This is a genomic window from Rhodoblastus acidophilus, from assembly GCF_025961575.1.
GTDB classification, from domain to species: Bacteria; Pseudomonadota; Alphaproteobacteria; order Rhizobiales; family Beijerinckiaceae; genus Rhodoblastus; species Rhodoblastus acidophilus_C.
Genome location: NZ_JAOQNX010000003.1, coordinates 23,180 through 40,555, shown reverse-complemented (window position 1 = coordinate 40,555; position 17,376 = coordinate 23,180). Strand labels below are relative to the sequence as shown.

Sequence of the window (17,376 nt, the reverse complement as noted above, 5' to 3'; positions counted from 1 at the left end):
AACCAGCTAAACGACTGACAAATATAGCCAATCCGGCAGAGCAATCTGCCGGATCTTCTGCGTTTCGCTAACGCCAACGTAAAAGACAAAAAGACGCGAAAAATCGCAAGAAAATCATTTTGATCGTTTGGTGGACGAAACGGTGCGAACCCTCGTCGGTGCCGCGAAAAGTTCGATATAATCAACGGAAACGAATCAAGGTTCTTAAATGCAAATTGTCCACATCACTGACCTCCATTACAAATCGGACAGCCCGTTTCAACGCGAAATTATTGAGAGTCTTTTCAAAGACATTGACGAACAACGCGAACACGGGTTCGAAGCGAATTTTCTGATTTTTACGGGAGATCTGGTCAACAACCCAGATGACGCCAATATATATAACGAGTTCGAACAACGATTTCTGATTCCGCTCGTTGCGAAACTCGGAGTGAATAACGAAAACGTCATCCTGTGCCCAGGAAATCACGACGTGAGCCGAAAAACTCAAAATGATAAAGAAATGGTCTACGCCACACTTCAGGGTGCACTGAAGGATCAGGATAAGTTATTCGCGCTTATTAAGAAGCCCGAGCTTAAGCAATACGCAAAAGATATATCTTCTGATTTTTTTAAGCTTGCATCCAAATATGGTGGCGCGTGGAACAATCCGTTCTATGCTGTTCATTCATTCGATTCAGAAAAGCTTTCGTTTGTCACTTTTAACAGCGCCTTCGGATGCAGCCTCAAAGGCTCCGAGGACGACAGAGGACATCTCGCAATCTGTACGGAAATGGCGACAGGTGCTTTCCAGGAAGTTCCAAAAGGCCACAGGATAATTACTCTAGCTCACCATTCACCATACGATATGAATGAGAGCACGACTCGCCATTTGGACAACACCTTTGATCGATATGTGGATATTCACTGCTATGGCCATGTCCACCAAAGCAAACCCACCGCAAAAATAAGCCCGTCAGGAAAGATGTTCCTTGCGCAAGGAGGCGCGCTATTCGAGCGAAATGGAAGTTACAATGGTTATTCAGTAATTCGAGTTGCAAGCGTAAAAGACCATTTCCATATCGAGGCCCGGTATAGAAGCTATTATGCAAACCGCAACGAGTTCGATGAAGGACTTGATGTCAATAAACGAGGGCTGTTTTACAACACCCAAGCGTCAGATAATTACTGGAAAAACATCGTACCGCCACCTACGCAGGATGACGTATGCTATTTGCTTATGGCCACGCAAGACGCCATGTGCAAACCGCTTGAACAGACAATTGTCGACAAAACATTAAGCGAGACCTTCGTTGATCCGTATTTGATTCGCCCCCACCAAGGCGATGAAAAAATCGACTCTTCGATATCAAATATCTATCGATTTTCTGAGTTGCTCAACGCATCTGAAAATATTGTAATTGCCGCCGACAAAGAGTTTGGCGCGACATCACTCATCAGATACCTTTACATACAATCATACAGAACTTGCGCAGAATTACCCCGCGCACGAGTTCCCGCAATCGTAGATTCTCGAAAACTAAAATCCTATGAAGCGAGCATAACATCAACTATACGGGCATCAATCCCCGATTCCAATAGCCCTTCTTTAAAATTACTGCCACTCCACGATGCTGGGCGGCTCCTCATATTAATAGACGACTTTGATGTAGCTAATCTTGAACACATGGATAGCTTAAAGGTTATGTATTCCACGTACCCAAAAGCCAAGTTCATTATTACAGCCAAGCTTCCGCTATTTAAGGGCGATGGCTTGAAGCCAATCCTCGGATTGGAAAAATTCATCTACCTTCAAATGCAGCCATTGAACCGCGGACGAGTGCGGGCACTCATAAAGCGATGGAAAGAGCCTGCTGGATACACGATCGACCAAGCAGTAGAAGAGATCATAACCCGCTTTGATGCTTTAGGCATTCCTCTCACCGCTGCGTACGTCACAATCTACCTGTCGATTTTGCAGGAGGACAAGGGCTTTTCGCCCATAAATACTTCTACGGTTCTCGAAAATTTTGTGGAAGGGGTGCTTAATAAATATAAACCAGAATATCGGTTTAGAAACGCGTTCGATTACCGAGACCAGATAAACTACCTTTCTTACATCGCGGAAATGATGTGTCGCGAGAACAAATTTATCGTCGAATACGAGTCACTCTACGGATGGACGACTAAATACTTTAAAGATATCGGAATCGAACAGGACTACACAAAGATCATAGAATTTTTTACAAACAATAAGATATTTGATTGTGATGGAAACAGTATTATGTTTCGTTACAATCTATTTTTATCGTTCTTCATTGCAACGCAGATGACGTACCAATGTGATTTCAGGGACTGGGTGTTCTCAGATAAAATATATATGAGCTACATGAATGAAATCGACATTTATTGCGGACTCAAACGCAATGACACTAAGGCGCTTGAATTTTTGGGAGAGAAATACGCTCACTATGCTGCCGAGGTAGCCAAACTGATAGCCCCTTTAGCGTGGACGGATCGTTTAGAAACACTCAAACTGCCATCCGTAGAAAAAAGCGGCGATGAATTTTCAGATCAGATCACTCATCAGCTAACAAGCCCCAACCTCTCGGATGAAACGAGAGACGAGGTACTTGATCGAAAGCAGAATGGCGACAAGATTAAACCCTCACTATCACGTCCAGACGTCGATCTCCAAGATCTTCTTGGATGCTGGGTGATAACATTAAGGTGTTATTCTGTTGCTCTAAAAAACTTGGAGGGCATAAGTGTCACAAAGAAGGAAGAACACCTGGATGTGATACTAAGCGGGTGGGCCACACTACTTCGTTATGCGTGTCTCACATTTGAAACACTGCTCTCGGAGCGGCAGATCACAATTGGACCGTTTCACTTCGAGCTAACGATACCAAAGGACGTTAGCGGACGTTTGCTGCGAGCAATGTTCCTCGTCATACCACTTGTCGTGTCTAATATCTTGAGGAGCGATCTCGGTTCTCAGAAATTAAAAACGCCTTTGTCCAAGACTGTCCTAAACGACGACAAGCCGCCTAAAAAGAAAACAGAGGAGTACCTTCGAGTCGGGCTATACGCAGACATGAAGCTCTCAGAATACATGCTTCAATTGAAGGCGCTTAGAAAGTCTCTTGCAGAGGACCCTCCGTCTCCGTTCCTGCTAGAGTCGTTGCTGTTTAAGCTGCGGGATATATATCTCCGGTATGGAATGTCTCAAATAGAACAAAAGCCATTCCGCGAAATCGTAACGGAGCTTAGCGCAGACTTGCGTGGACTAAAGGGCGATGCGAGATCAAAACATATAACGGAATATCTAAATAAGCTTGAAAAAGACGAGTTGGTGACAAAGCTCCGAGAAAACAGATCTTAGAAAGAGAAATGTGAGGGAGAGTTAACGACGCAAGACTGCTTCCCTTCCCCGCCCGGTGCCACGCGCGACTCTCGCGTTCTTCGGGCCTAGGTTCGGTTTTTTTTGGTACCTGTTCCAGTGGGTCTGAGTGGGCGTTTTTGCGGAATTTCTACCTTAGGTTGAAACCGACTCGCGAAAATTGAACGAAAATCGCGTGTTTTCTTGCATTTTCGTGCAAAAAACGCGCAAAAAACGTCGATTTTCGCGCATGCAACTTCGCGGTTGTCGCGACGGCGGCGCGGGGGATAGCGCGCAATAACGCACAGCAGATCAATGCTTTACCAGAAAAAGTTTCACGTGGAACATAACCGGAACAAATTTTTGGCGTTTGTCAAGGCCCGCCTGTTCATTTTCACTTTTCACAAAGAACGCGGTTTTGGTCCGTTGTTCGCTTGCGCGCCGCGCTCCACGGCGCCGTCCCCTCTCCCCGCAAGCGGGGAGAGGGTTAGGGTGAGGGGTTGGGGCGCGATCCTCGATGTCGTCAGGAAAGCTTGCTTGACGACACTGAAGCCAATGCCCCTGCCCCTCACCCCTGCCCTCTCCCCGCAAGCGGGGCGAGGGAGAGCCAACGCCGGAGGATCGCTCCCCCGGCCCCGCGCCGCTATAATGCGCACATGAGCGAATCCGCAGACCAGATCGCCCCTGACGACCTCACCCCAGAAGAACGCGCCGCCTATCGCGCCTCCCGCGGCGTCCTGCAAAACTGCGCCCAAACCCGCCCGCGGCCGCTGTGCCGCGCGCCGGACTGCCTCACCCCCCTACCCCCGCAAGAATGGCGCGCCGCCCGCAAAAAGCTGTGCGCCAAATCCGCGAAGCAAGGCCCGGGCGCCGTCTCCTAGCCCCGGGGGCCTCTGGCGTTGGCCTCAATCCATCAAAATCGAGGGACGCGGCTATCTACCCGGAATGAGCGCGACAGCGCGCCAAACGGGCTGGCGCAAGGCCAGTTTTAGGCGGTCGCACAGCGGCGTCAGCGCCGCCGCCGCGCCCAGCGCGCATCCCGCCGCAAGCACGGCCCGGCGCGGGTCCTCCGCGCCAAACGGGCTGAGCGCGCAGGCCAGGCAGAGCAGCGGATAGTGCAGGCAGTAAAGCGGAAAGGTCAGCGCGCCCGCCCGGCGGACCAGTTTTTCCAAAACCGGCGGCGCGCGCCCCTCGCCGTCGAACAGGCCGCGCAGGGCGTAAAGCGCCACGGCGAAACAGAAGGCGACGCCATAGTCCTCGACGAGATTGCGGTTGAAGGAGCCGCAGCCCCAGGGGAAGCGCAGGCCAAAATTGTCATAGGCGCCGAAAAGCTCGGGGGCGAAAACGACGCCGCCAAGACCCAGGGCCAGGGCGGCGGCGAGCAGCACACGCGGGGCGCGCGACGGCGCGAGACGATAAAGGAGGAATCCGAGAGCCCAGATCGGCGCGAGAACGGCGACGGTCGGCCCGGCAGCGAGCAGCAGCGCCGGGATCGCGACGACTTGCCAGCGGCGCGGGGCGAACAGGATGAGCCCGGCGAGCGCATAATAGCAGGCCTCGAAACTCAGGCTCCAGAACGGCGCATTGCCGCCCGGCATCAGACCGTCAAGGCCGAGGCCCCGGAATTCGTTGATGAAAAACAACGAGGCGCCATAGCCGGCAAGACTCGGCGGCGCCCACATGACTTTTTGCGCGGCGTAGAATTCGGGGTTCAGCGCCGCGCCGAGCGAATCGGCCAGCCAGGTCACGGCGATCGCGGGCAGAACCACGGAATAAAGCCGCGACAGCCGCGCCAGGGCATAGGTCGCGGCGTCGCGCTCGTTGCGGCCGACGACATGGGCGATGACGAAACCCGACAGGACGAAGAAAATCGTGACGGAAATGTCGCCATAGGCCCCGGCGCGCGCGGGCAGCACATTTGAGGTGAAGGGCGAGGAGGTGAGGTGGTCGAGCAGAACGCACGCAGCGGCGAGAAAACGCAGGGCGTCGAGAACCAGGGAAAAGCTTCGTGTCATTGTGCGCGCAGCCATAGGGGACGCGCCAGTCCCCCACAAGCGCGTTGCGCGAAGCTGGAGCCCCCGCCCCCCAAAAAACCGCAAACCACAAACCCGCAACCGCGACGGAACGCCCCCGGCGGGCTCGCGTTCAAATCGCAGGGATTTACAAACACCTGCGAGGACAAATGCGAGATCACCTGTCGAAGCGCGCTTCCATCGCGATCCTGATCTACATGATGGTCCAGGCGGTCACGTTCGGGGTCGGCGTGATTCTGGTGATGGCGACGCCGCTGGCGAATTTTGCCATGACGCTGATGCCCTATGTCGTCGCCACCAGCCTGATCGCCTCGGCGCCGCTGGCCTGGTTCATCGCGCCGCTGGCCCGCGCCCGGCACGAGCGGCTCCTGAACGCGCGAGACCCGAGCCGCGGCCACGATCAGCCGCCGCGCGGCCACCACTACACCGGCTGACGCTTAGGCAAAAACCTCCAGAGCCCCGCGATGGACCACAAAGGTCGCGGGGGTGCGCCCGACGATTTCCCCATCGGCATTGATGGCGCGCGGCGCCCGCGTGCGGATTTCGAATTTTTCGGCGCGCAACACCCGGACCTCGCGCCACAAGCCATGACGCCCCACCAGAAAATCCCGAGCCATGGCGACAAGCTTCCAGGGATGCGCGAATTCCAGCGAATAAAGGTCGAGACAGCCGTCGTCGATTTGCGCCGAAGATTCGACGGCGAGCCCGCCGCCATAAAACCGGCCATTGCCGACCGCGATTTGCAGGCTTTTCACGCGCACCACCGTCCCATCGGCGGCGATCAGCGCGCGAAACCGCCGCACCCCGAAAAAAACGCGCGCGCAGACGATCCAATAGCCGAACCGGCCAAACCGCCGCTTGGTGTCGCGGTCGAGCCGCCGCGCCAGTTGCACGCTCAAGCCCAGACTGGCGACATTGAAGAAAAACCGCCCATTGACCTCGCCCAGGTCGATGGCGCGCCGCCGCCCCGCCGCGATCACCCGCGCGGCGGCGACCGGCTCGGTCGGCAGCCCCAACGTGCGCGCCAGATCATTGGCGGTCCCGGCGGGAATGAGCCCGAACGGCAGTTTTGACGCCATCGCCCCCTGCGCGACGAGATTGGCCGTGCCGTCCCCGCCAACCGCCACGACCCCCGCCGCGCCCGCAGCATGACGGGCGATCCAGTCGCCAACCTCCTCATGCGTTTGCGCGCGCAAAACCAGGCAGTCGAACCCGGCGGCCCGCAATTCGGCCAAAGCCGGCTCCGCCCGCGCGGCGCCCTCGCGACTATGCGCGTTGACCACGACCAGCAGCCGCGGCGCAGACCCAGACTCCATCGTCACTCCCCAGCGTGAAATCGCGCCAGTATACAGGACGAGGCGGGAGGTGAGCTCATCGATGAAGAAAAAGCGGGCGCCGTCGCCGCCGCCCGCGCCGCCCTCACGCCGCCGGCTCGGCCGCCGCGCCCTCGACCACCTTCTTCTTGCCCTTGCCACGACGCTCCTCAAGCGCCTGCAACACGGCGAAGAACGACGGCACGAACAGCACGGCGAGGCAGGTCGAGGCGATCATGCCGCTGAACACGCTGATGCCCAGCGATTTGCGCGCATTGGCGCCGGCGCCGGTGGCGAGCACCAGCGGCAGCACGCCGAGAATGAAGGCGAAGGACGTCATCAGGATCGGACGGAACCGCACCCGCGCCGCCTCCACGGCGGAGTCCCAGATGGACTTGCCGTGGATGACCCGATTCTCGCGCGCCACCTCGACGATCAGAATGCCGTTTTTCGCCGAAAGCGCGATCAGCAGCATCAGGCCGATCTGGGTGTAGAGGTTGTTCGCCGCGCCCACAGCCGTCAGCGCGATCACCGGCCCGAGCAGCGCCAGCGGCACCGCCGACAGGACCGCAAGCGGCAGGATCCAGCTCTCATACTGGCCGGCGAGCACCAGATAGACCAGCAACAGCGACAAGGCGAACACGACATAGAGCTGGTTGCCGGTCAGCTTCTCCTGGTACGACATCGCCGTCCATTCGAAGGTCACGTCCGACGGCAGGATGCGCTTGGCGATCGCCTCCATGGCGTCCATGGCCTGGCCCGAGCTGAAGCCGGGCGCGGGTCCGCCGATGATGGTCGAGGACGGATAGAGATTGTACTGGGTGATCAGCGCCGGCGCGACGGTCGATCCCAAATGGGCGACCGCGCCGATCGGCACCATGCTGCCGTCCTGGCTGCGCACATAGAGGTTGAGCAGGTCCTCGGGATGCAGGCGGAATTTCGAATCCGCCTGGACGTAGATCTGCAGCGACAGCCCGAATTTGTTGAACTGGTTGACATAGGTCGAGCCGACATAATCGGTGAGCGCGGCGAACACATCGCCGACGCTGACGCGCAGGGTTTGCGCGCGATCGCGGTCCACCGTCAGCGCGATATGCGGCGCGTCATTGCGGAACGTGGTCAGCACGTTGCGCAAAGCCGGGTCCTTGTTGGCGGCGGCGACGATGGCGTCGGTGAGATTGCCGAGCTTTTCGAAATCCGTGCTGCCGCCGAGCAATTCGAGCTGCATCTGGAAGCCGCCGGCGTTGCCGATGCCCTGGATCGCCGGCGGCGGCAGCACATAGGCCTTGCCGTCGGGCAGCGAGGCCACCGCCGCCGACAGGTTCTTGTAAATGGAAATCAGGTCCTGGTCCTTGGCCTTGAGCCGCTCGTCGAACGGCTTGAGCATCACCCAGGCGGCGCCGGCGTTGAACATGTCGGCGCTGTTGTCGAGCAGCGACATGCCGGCGATCGCGATCACCTCGTCCACGCCGGGGATTTTCTGCGCCGCCTCGGTCACCGCCTTCAGCGACGCCTTGGTCCGGCCGATGGCCGCGCCTTCCGGCAATTGCGTCGCAACCAGCAAATAACCCTGGTCGTCGATCGGGATGAAGGCCGTGGGCAGCCGCGCCAGACCCCAAAAACCGAGGCCGGAGACGATCAGCGCGATCACCACCATCAGCTTGCTGCGCTTCACCATGCGGCCGATCAGCCCGGCATAGCGGCGCTCCATCGGGTCATAGACGGCGTTGAAGGCGCGGAAGATGAAATTGCGTTTTTGCGGCGGCACGGGCTCGCGCAGCCACAGCGCGCATTGCGTCGGCTTCAGCGTCGCGGCGTTGATGGCGCTGATCAAAGCGGTCACGGCGATGACGAGCGCGAATTGCGCGAACATATTGCCGGTCAGGCCGGGGACGAAGGCCGCGGGAATGAACACCGCCATCAACACCAGGGTGATGCCGATGATCGGCCCGAACAATTCGTCCATGGCCTTGATCGCGGCGTCATGGCCGGACAGGCCCTGTTCGATATATTTGGTCACGCCTTCGACAATGACGATGGCGTCGTCGACGACGATGCCGATCGCCAGCACGATGCCGAACAAAGTGGAGAGGTTGACGGTATAGCCGAGCGCCGCCATGCCGGCGAAGGCGCCGATAATGGTGACCGGCACGGTGGTCGCCGGCACCAGCGTGGCGCGGAAATTCTGCAGGAAGGCCAGGATGACGACCAGCACCAGAATGCCGGCTTCGTAGAGCGTCCGATAGACTTCCGCGATCGAATCCTTGACGAAAATCGTGGTGTCATAGGGGATGGCGAATTGCATTCCCGCGGGGAAGCGGGTGGCCATCTGCGCCATCAGCGCCTTGACCTCCTTGCCGACCTGCAGCGAATTGGCCTCGGGCGTCTGGTAGATGGCGATGCCGGCGGCGGGCCGGCCATTGACGATGAATTCCTGCGCGTAGGTCTGCGATCCCAGTTCGATGCGAGCGACATCGCTCAAATGGATCAGACGGCCGCCCTGCGCGGTCTGGTCCTTGATGACGATGCTGGCGAATTCCTCGGGCTGGTCGAGCCGCGATTTCACGTCGATGGTGAATTGGAACGGCGTGTCCGACGGCGCCGGCGGCATGCCGACTTGGCCGGCGGCGATATTCTGGTTCTGCTCGCGGACGGCGCGGATCACGTTGCTGGGATCGAGACCGAAAGATTGCAGCTTCTCCGGATCCATCCAGATGCGCATGGAATAGGTGCCCGCGCCGAACACCTTGACGCTGCCGACGCCGGGCAGGCGCGCCAGCGCATTGGTCAGGTTGATGGTCGCGTAATTGCTCAGAAACAAACTGTCGTAGCGGTCGTCAGGCGATTGCAGCGTGACGATCTGCAGGATCGCCGTGTTCTTCTTCTGCACGCTGACGCCCTGCGCCTGCACGGATTCCGGCAGCGAGGCCAAAGCCAGCTGCACGCGGTTCTGCACCAGCACCTGGTCGATATTGGGATCGGTGCCGATTTCAAAAGTCACGGTCAGGCTGTAGGTGCCGTCCGGCGCGGAGGTCGACTCCATATAGAGCATGCGGTCGACGCCATTGACCTGCGTTTCGATCGGCAGGGCGATGGTGTTGATCACGGTCTGGGCGCTGGCGCCGGGATAGCTCGCGGTCACCTGGACGGTGGGCGGCACGACATTGGGATATTCGGAAACCGGCAGCCGGTACATGCTGACGGCGCCGATGAGCACGAGCACGATCGCCAGCACATTGGCCAGCACCGGCCGCTCGATGAAGAATTTCGAGAGCATCGGCTAGTCCTTGATTGGGCGGGGGCTCAGCGGTCCGTCGCGGCGGGGGTCGGTTTGATCTTCAGGCCGGGCGAGACGCGCCAGAGTTCGCCGACGACGATCTGCTCGTTGCGCTCGACGCCGCTGGTGACGACCTGCCAGGAGCCGACCAGCGACCCCAGCTTGACATAGCGCTTCTGCGCGGTGTCGTCGGCGCCGACGACCAGCAGGAAGCGGCCGCCCTGGTCCTCCTGCAGCGCCCGCTGCGGAACCAGCAGCGCGCTCTGAATGACCTTGCCCATGGGCAGACGCACCCGGACGAACACGCCGGGCAGCAGGGTCCGGTTCGGATTAGGCAAAATGCCGCGCACAAAAAGCGTGCCGGTCGAGGGATCGATCGACGGCGCCACATATTGCAGCGTCCCCTTGTGCGGGAAGCCGCTCTCGTCGGAGAGCGAGGCCTCCACGGGAATGCGGTGCAATTCGTCCAGGCTCAGGCGGCGCTGATCGAGATTGGCGCGGATCTGCAGCGCCTGCTGGCTGCTGATATTGGCGACCACATAAATCGGATCGAGCTGGGTGATCTGGGCGAGCGACGCGCTCTTGGGATCGGCGCCCACCATATTGCCGGGATCGACCAGATGCTTGGCCATCTGGCCGTCGAAGGGCGCGCGCACTTCCGTGTAGGACAGGTTGAGCTCGGCGATCTCGACCTGCGCCTGGGCGGCGATGATATTGGCCTCGGCGGTCTTCTCCTGGAACACCCAATGGTCGACCTCGACCTGCGAGGTCGCATGCTGTTTCAGCAGCTGGGTGAAACGCCCGACTTCGAGATGGGCGTGGTCGCGGGCGACCTTTTGCGCCAGCAGCTGGCCCTGGGCCTGCTGCAGCTGCGCCTTGTACTGGTCCTGCTGGATGGTGAACAGCAGATCGCCCTTCTTGACCAGCGCGCCATCCTCGAAATGGATTTTCTCGAGATAGCCGGGGACGCGGGCGACCAGCATGACCTGGTTGACCGCCTCGGCGTTGCCGGTCACCTCCAGGCTTTCGTTCACCGTCTGCACCCGGGGGGTGATCACGGGAATGGCCGGCGGCTCGGCCTGGGCGACCAGGGTCGCGGGCTCGGCGGCCAGCGCGGGCGCTGTGGCGACAGCGGCCAGAAGCGCCGCGAAAAATGTCAACGAAGTTTTGAATTTGGTCATGGCGATCACCATTGCGGCGCCCTTACGGTCGGCCCGATATCGGACGGAGAGGGAAGTCCCGGCGCCGCCGGTTGCGGCTGGTCGGCGGGCGGCAGGACATCGCCCCAATTGGTGCGCGCGCGCATTTCGGCGCGGGTCGCCGCGTTGACGAAATCATGGCCTTCGCGAATCTGCCAGCCGCCGCCCAGCGCCCGATAGGTCGTGGTCAGGCCGATCGAGACATTGCCTTGCGCGACGGCGAGATTGTTCTGCGCCTGATAAAGATTCTGCTCGGCGGTCAAGACGGTGGTGAAGTCGCGCGAGCCCAGCTGATATTGCTGCAGGGCGATGACCAGCGCCTGGCTGGCGGCGGTGACGCTGCGCTTGAGATAGGCGACCTGCTGGCGTCCCTGCACCACGCTGCTGAGCCCGTCCTCGACCTCGCGCTGCGCCTTCAACACTGTGTTCTGGTAATTGATCAGCAGCGCCTGCAATTCGGCGTCCTGCACGCGAACATTGTTGGTGATCTGGCCGTAATTGAGGATCGGCCAGCTGAACGACGGGCTGAAGGCGAAGGTGATGCTCTGCGGGCTGAACAATTGGTTGAGGCTGTGGCCATTGGTCGAACTGGCCAGCGTGCCGAGCACGCCGCCCAGCGAAAAGGCCGGATAGAGATCGGCCTCGGCGATGCCGACCTGGGCGCTTTGCGCGGCAGCCTTGAGTTCGGCGGCGCGAATGTCCGGCCGGCGGCGCAGCAGTTCGGCGGGAATGCCGACCGCGACATTGGCGGAGGCCGAGGGAATGCCCTTGGAGCGGGTCAGCAGCCCGTCGAGCGAGTCCGGCGTCATGCCCAGCAGGACGCGCAAGGCGTTCTCCTGCTTCTGCAATTCCGCGGTCAATTGCGGGATGGTCGACTGGGTCTGCGCCAGCACGTTTTCCGCCTGCAGCGGATCGAGCTCGGAGGTGGCGCCGCCCTTGAAGCGCGCCTGCGCCAGGGCCAGCGCCTGCTTCTGCTTGACGACGTTGTCCCTAGCGATGGCGATCTGCTGCTGCGAGGTGCGAATGGCGATATAGGTGCTGGCGACATCGCCGATCAGCGTCACCAGCACGTCGTCATAAGTGGCGATGGTGGCGAGATAGGCCGCGTCGGCCGATTCGACGCCGCGGCGGAACTTGCCCCAGAAATCCAGCTCCCAGGCGACCTGGCCGCCGAGATTGACGCGCCAGAACTGCCGCGACAGCGTGTTGTACGGGTTCGAGGTGGCGTCGGTGCGGCTCGGCTGCATATAGTCGGCGGCGCCGTTGAGCTGCTGCGTCTGCGGGAAGAACTCGCCGATGGCGATGCCGAGGCTGGCCCGCGCCTTGATCACCCGAGCGCCCGCCTCCATCAAAGTGAGATTCTGCTCATAGGCGAGTTCGACCAGCCGGTCGAGGGTCGGGTCGCGATAGACGGCCCACCATTTCCGATAGTTTTCGCGATTGGTCTTGATCGAGGGGACATGCGCCTCCCGCCAGTTCGCCGCCACCGGCGCCGGCGGCGTGACGAAATTCGGCCCGACGGCGCAGCCCGCGAGCGGCGCGACCAGAGCCAACGCCCCCCATCGGGCGGCCGGGCCCCTGCGCAAGCGCCGGGAGATGTCGTGATCTCGACTCATCGGACATCCCGCCCGGCGAAATTAACCATGGGTTAACCCGTTTCTGATTACATCGAACAATATGCTTAGGGTTAGGCGCCGACCGCCAGGCGATCAAGCAATGGTTGCGCTTGAGCGCCGTTTTCCTCGCGCTGTTGCAACTTGGCAACGCCAGAAATTCCCGACTTTGGACAAACACAACAGGACGATACGCAGCGCGCCCGCGTTTTACGCGCGCGCGAAAAGTCTAATCAAATCGCCGGAAACAGGATGTTCTATGGGCGGCGCGGCTTTTTGGCGCCGGCGATCTGCCAGTTGGTCAGCAGCGGCCACAGGATTTGCATGACGGTGAACAGGAAGGCGGTGCTGATGCCGAACAGGATCATGCCGTCGGCGGCCTCGAGCGCGCCGAGCATCCGCCAGTCATGTTCGAGGAACAGCCCCGAGGCCCCGCGGGTGGTCATGGCGTCGATCGAATAGAGCATCGCCTGGGCCGGCGAGTCCAAGGCGCCGACCCCGTAATAGGCGGCGGCCCAAATGGCGTATTCAATGCCGTGCAGCAGAGCCAGCATCAGCCCGACCGAGGCGATCACCAGCATGACGAACAGCACGCCCCTGTGCAAACCGAGCTTCCAGTTCGCCACCCGGTCCTTGATCCCCGAACCGGCGAAGGCGATCAGCACCACGCCCATCGTGTGGAAGGCCGTGGTCACCACGATGAGCAGCAGGCCCAAAAACGTGTCTTTCAAACCCCAATACATGTCGAGCGGCCCAGGCGATGAAAGACGGTTGATGAATCATTGCCGCGCGGCCTCCGCAGGTCAAGCTTGCCTTTTCCGCAGGACCGCCGTCAGAAGCGCCAGCCCAGTTTCAGCGCGGCGACCGCCTGGAACTGCGCGAAACCGCCGCCGGGCGCGGTCGACCAGCATTTCAGATAGGAGCCCTGGAGGTCGAAGGCGGGATGGCCGAACAGCGCCGCATTGCCCTCGCCGCCGAACACGGAGGCCGGCACGACATATTCGACGGTGGCGATCGGTTGCACCTCGTAAATATGGTTCGCCGCGCCAAAACCGTTGCGGTCGAACCAGCGCCCCAACAATTCCAGGGCGAGGCTGGCGTTCCAGTCCGGGCTGAGGACATAGCTCATCGAGGGAATGACGAAGACGGCTTGCGAAGAGGTCTGCGGCTCGCGCAGACGCTGCTGCACGAAGGCGGTCAGGCCGAACGACAGCACGGTCGCCGCCGACGTATTGCCGGCGACGCCGACCGGCCGGAAGGCGCCGTCGAAATTGAACCTCTTGTTGAAGCCGAGATTGAAATCCTGGCGCGCCGAAAGCTGATTGCTGAAGATCGGCGAAAAATCCCAGCGCGGCGCGAAGGCGAAATAGGGGGAAAAGGCCTGATCGTTGCCGGGATCGACATATTGCAGCCGCGCCGACCCGCCGCTCTTGTCGAGATCGACCTGCGAGGCGCGGAAATAGCGGTCGGTCTCGGCGAAGCCCGTGACGGTCGCGCGCAAAGGCAGATCGCCGACGGGCGCCGCCCAGGACAGGGTCCCGACCGGCCGCCACTGGCCCGACGCAATGCCGCCCTGGTTGACCTCATTGGCGTTGGAGTTCCAGCCGAGCGGCAGCAGCGCATTGGCGCGAAACTGCGGCGCGGGGATCTGCGCTTCGAGATCGGGCGCGGTCGCATAGAGATTGGCGAGCGGCGCGGGCGTCGTCTTGTTGGGCGTGGCGAACAGCGCATCGTTCATGGCGTCCTGCGCGTCGCCGATCGCCTCGAGCCTCACCTGCGCCTGCGCCTGGCCACACAGGGCGGCGGCGCAGATCAGAGCGAGTCCAAAGGCGATGCGCATCCAAAACTCCCGCGAGGCCGGCGGATCAGAACTCGACGGGATCGCGGATGATCGGACAGGTCATGCAATGCCCGCCGCCGCGCCCGCGCCCCAGTTCGGCGCCGGTGATGGTGATGACTTCGATTCCCGCTTTCCGCAACAGCGCATTTGTATAGGTGTTGCGGTCATAGGCATAGACCACGCCGGGCGCCGCGCAGACCAGATTGGCGCCGCTGTCCCATTGGGTGCGCTCGCGCATATAGGCGGTGCCGCCGGTTTCGACGGTGCGGATCTGCTTCAGCCCCAGCGCGCCGCGCACGGTCTCGACCAGACCGCCTTCGTCCTTGCGCAAATCCACCGTCCCCGGCTTCGCACCCGGCCGATAAGAAAAACATTCGATCTTGTCGACAATGTCGGGATAGGACAGCACGCAATCCCGGTCGGCGAAAGTGAAGACCGTGTCGAGATGCATGGCCGCGCGCAATTTCGGCATGGCGGCGATGATGACGCGGTCGGCGGCGTTCTTCTCGAACAGGGTTTGGGCGAGCTGGCTGATCGCCTGGCGCGAGGTGCGCTCGCTCATGCCGATCAAAACATTGCGCTTGCCGATCGGCATGACGTCGCCGCCTTCGAGCGTCGCCAGCCCCCAGTCCTGGGTCGGGTCGCCCCACCAGACATTGACCTTTCCCGCGAAGCGCGGGTGGAATTTGTAGATCGAGGTGGTGAGGATGGTTTCTTCGTGGCGCGCCGGCCAGTAGAGCGGGTTGAGGGTGACGCCCCCGTAAATCCAGCAGGTGGTGTCGCGCGTATAAAGCGTGTTCGGCAGCGGCGGCAGCAGATATTCGGCGACGCCGGCGGCGTCGCGCACCATCTCCAGCATGGCGCCGCCGACGGAATCGGGAAATTCATGGGTCGACAGACCGCCGATCAGGGTTTCCGCAAGATCGCGGGCGGAAAGACCCTCGAGATAGGAGCGCACCTCGTCGACCAGCCCGACGCCGACCTGATTGGGCGTCACCTGATTGTCGAGGATCCATTTTTTCGCTTCAGGAATGGCGACGGTCTCGGCGAGCATATTGTGCATTTCGACCACTTCAATGCCGCGGTCGCGCATCTTGAGAATGAAATCGAAATGATCGCGCTTGGCGTTCTCGACCCAGAGCACGTCGTCGAACAGCAATTCGTCGCAATTGCTCGGGGTCAGCCGCTGGTGAGCGCGGCCGGGCGCGCAGACCATCACCAGCCGAAGCTGACCGACCTCCGAATGGACGCCGAAATTCACGTTCTCGGTCATTGCGAAATGCTCCCGTTGGCAAGATTCAGAGGGCGATGGCGCCGGTCGCGAGCGCATAGACGCCATAGAGCGCGGCCAGGACCAGCGCGACGAAAATGGCGAGTTCGACCGGGGTGAACAGGCTGCGGCCTTGTTCGCGGCGCGACCAGATGTAAAGCGCCGTGCCGGGCGCGTAGAGAATGGCGGCGAGCAGCAGATAGCGCACCCCGCCGGCGACCAGCATGAACAGCGTGTAGAGGGCGGCGATCGCCGCGAAGGCCAGGTCGCGCGAGCGCTCCTGCGGCCGCACCTCGTAAGTCTCTCCGCGCCGCGCCAGCAGCACGGCGTAAGCCGCGACGAAGGCATAGGGGATCAGCGACATCGAGCTGGTGAGATTGAGCATCAGCGAGAAGGCGTCGCGGGAGAAATAGGTGCTGATGACGAACAGCTGCACGACGATATTGGTCAGCCACAAAGCGGCGGAGGGCGCCTTGTTGGCGTTTTCGCGCGCGAACAGCCGCGGCATGTCCTTGGTCTTGGCGGCGGTGAACAAAACCTCGGCGCAGATCAGCGACCACGCGAGATAGGCGCCCAGAACCGAGATCAGCAGGCCGACGCTGATGAAGATCGCGCCCCAATGCCCAACCACCGCCTCGAGCACGGTCGCCATTGACGGCTGACGCATGCCGGCGATATCCGCGCGCGCCATGACGCTGTAGGGCAGCAGCGTCACCAGCACCATCACCGCGGTGACCGCGACAAAGCCGATGATCGTGGCCGCGCCGACATCGGAGCGTTTTTTCGCATAGCGCGAATAGACGCTCGCGCCTTCGATGCCGATGAAGACGAACACGGTGACCAGCATGGTCTGGCGCACCTGTTCGAACAGGCTCGCCTGCGGCATATCCGCGCCGCCCCAGAAATTCACCGAGAACAGGTCGCCCTTGAAGGAAAAGGCCATGACCACGATGAAGATCAGGATCGGCACAACCTTGGCGATGGTGACGACCTGGTTGATGAAGGCCGCCTGCTGCACGCCGCGCAAAATGGTGAAATGGAACGCCCAGATGCCGAGCGAGGCGACCAGGATGGCGACCGGCGTGTTGCCGTCGCCGAACACGGGAAAGAAGGCGCCCAGCGTCGATTTGATCAGCACCCAATAGGAGACATTGCCGATGCAGGTGCTGATCCAATAGCCGAAGGCGGAGAGGAAGCCGGGATAGTCGCCGAATCCGGCGCGGGCATAGGCATAGACGCCGGCGTCCATGTCGGGCTTGCGCTCGGCGAGCGACTGGAACACGCGCGCCAGCATATACATGCCGCCGGCCGCGATCAGCCAGGCGATCAAGGCGCCGAACGGTCCCGTGGCGAGGGCGAAGGTGCGCGGCAGGGAGAAAATGCCCGCGCCGATCATCGAACCGATGACCAAAGCGGAGAGCGAGAATAACGACAGCTTGTTCCCCGACGCGGAGGTCATTCGGCGCTCCC

At 60.7% G+C, this 17,376-nt stretch carries 12 protein-coding genes; 3 read left to right on the top strand and 9 right to left on the bottom strand.

The window, feature by feature from the left end; genetic code table 11:
• Positions 1-208: 208 nt before the first annotated feature.
• Together M2320_RS02565 and M2320_RS02560 are read left to right on the top strand one after the other, a co-directional pair.
• Positions 209-3,364 (top strand): metallophosphoesterase, encoded by a 3,156-nt coding sequence (locus tag M2320_RS02565; RefSeq protein WP_264595959.1) that lies wholly within the window; start codon positions 209-211, stop codon positions 3,362-3,364.
• 653 nt (positions 3,365-4,017) lie between these two features.
• A complete protein-coding gene (locus M2320_RS02560; protein ID WP_264595958.1) occupies positions 4,018-4,242 on the top strand; it encodes a hypothetical protein in 225 nt (74 codons plus the stop codon).
• Positions 4,243-4,293: 51 nt separating this feature from the next.
• Here the strand turns inward: M2320_RS02560 and M2320_RS02555 are convergent, their stop codons facing one another.
• A complete protein-coding gene (locus M2320_RS02555) occupies positions 4,294-5,376 on the bottom strand; it encodes an acyltransferase family protein (RefSeq protein WP_264595957.1) in 1,083 nt (360 codons plus the stop codon).
• Between the two features lie 167 nt (positions 5,377-5,543).
• Here M2320_RS02555 and M2320_RS02550 point away from each other — a divergent pair, with 167 nt between their 5' ends.
• Complete coding sequence (locus tag M2320_RS02550; protein WP_264595956.1) at positions 5,544-5,828, top strand: hypothetical protein; 285 nt, start codon at positions 5,544-5,546, stop codon at positions 5,826-5,828.
• A 3-nt stretch (positions 5,829-5,831) separates the two neighbouring features.
• Here M2320_RS02550 and M2320_RS02545 read toward each other — a convergent pair whose 3' ends face one another.
• The 8 genes from M2320_RS02545 to M2320_RS02510 form a co-directional block, all read right to left on the bottom strand.
• The gene (locus tag M2320_RS02545) at positions 5,832-6,710 is read right to left on the bottom strand and encodes a lipid kinase (protein WP_264595955.1); all 879 of its coding nucleotides are present in this window, start codon (positions 6,708-6,710) and stop codon (positions 5,832-5,834) included.
• A gap of 103 nt (positions 6,711-6,813) precedes the next feature.
• The gene (locus tag M2320_RS02540) at positions 6,814-9,984 is read right to left on the bottom strand and encodes an efflux RND transporter permease subunit (RefSeq protein ID WP_184425548.1); all 3,171 of its coding nucleotides are present in this window, start codon (positions 9,982-9,984) and stop codon (positions 6,814-6,816) included.
• A 26-nt stretch (positions 9,985-10,010) separates the two neighbouring features.
• Positions 10,011-11,165: an efflux RND transporter periplasmic adaptor subunit gene (locus tag M2320_RS02535; protein ID WP_264595954.1), complete on the bottom strand. Its 1,155-nt coding sequence runs from the start codon at positions 11,163-11,165 to the stop codon at positions 10,011-10,013.
• Between the two features lie 5 nt (positions 11,166-11,170).
• Complete coding sequence (locus M2320_RS02530; protein WP_264595953.1) at positions 11,171-12,799, bottom strand: efflux transporter outer membrane subunit; 1,629 nt, start codon at positions 12,797-12,799, stop codon at positions 11,171-11,173.
• Positions 12,800-13,053: 254 nt separating this feature from the next.
• The gene (locus M2320_RS02525; protein WP_264595952.1) at positions 13,054-13,539 is read right to left on the bottom strand and encodes a hypothetical protein; all 486 of its coding nucleotides are present in this window, start codon (positions 13,537-13,539) and stop codon (positions 13,054-13,056) included.
• An 89-nt stretch (positions 13,540-13,628) separates the two neighbouring features.
• The gene (locus tag M2320_RS02520) at positions 13,629-14,636 is read right to left on the bottom strand and encodes a hypothetical protein (RefSeq protein WP_264595951.1); all 1,008 of its coding nucleotides are present in this window, start codon (positions 14,634-14,636) and stop codon (positions 13,629-13,631) included.
• Between the two features lie 25 nt (positions 14,637-14,661).
• On the bottom strand, positions 14,662-15,909 hold the full coding sequence (locus M2320_RS02515) for an arginine deiminase (protein WP_264595950.1): 1,248 nt from the start codon (positions 15,907-15,909) through the stop codon (positions 14,662-14,664).
• 25 nt (positions 15,910-15,934) lie between these two features.
• The gene (locus M2320_RS02510) at positions 15,935-17,365 is read right to left on the bottom strand and encodes a basic amino acid/polyamine antiporter (RefSeq protein WP_264595949.1); all 1,431 of its coding nucleotides are present in this window, start codon (positions 17,363-17,365) and stop codon (positions 15,935-15,937) included.
• Positions 17,366-17,376: the final 11 nt, after the last annotated feature.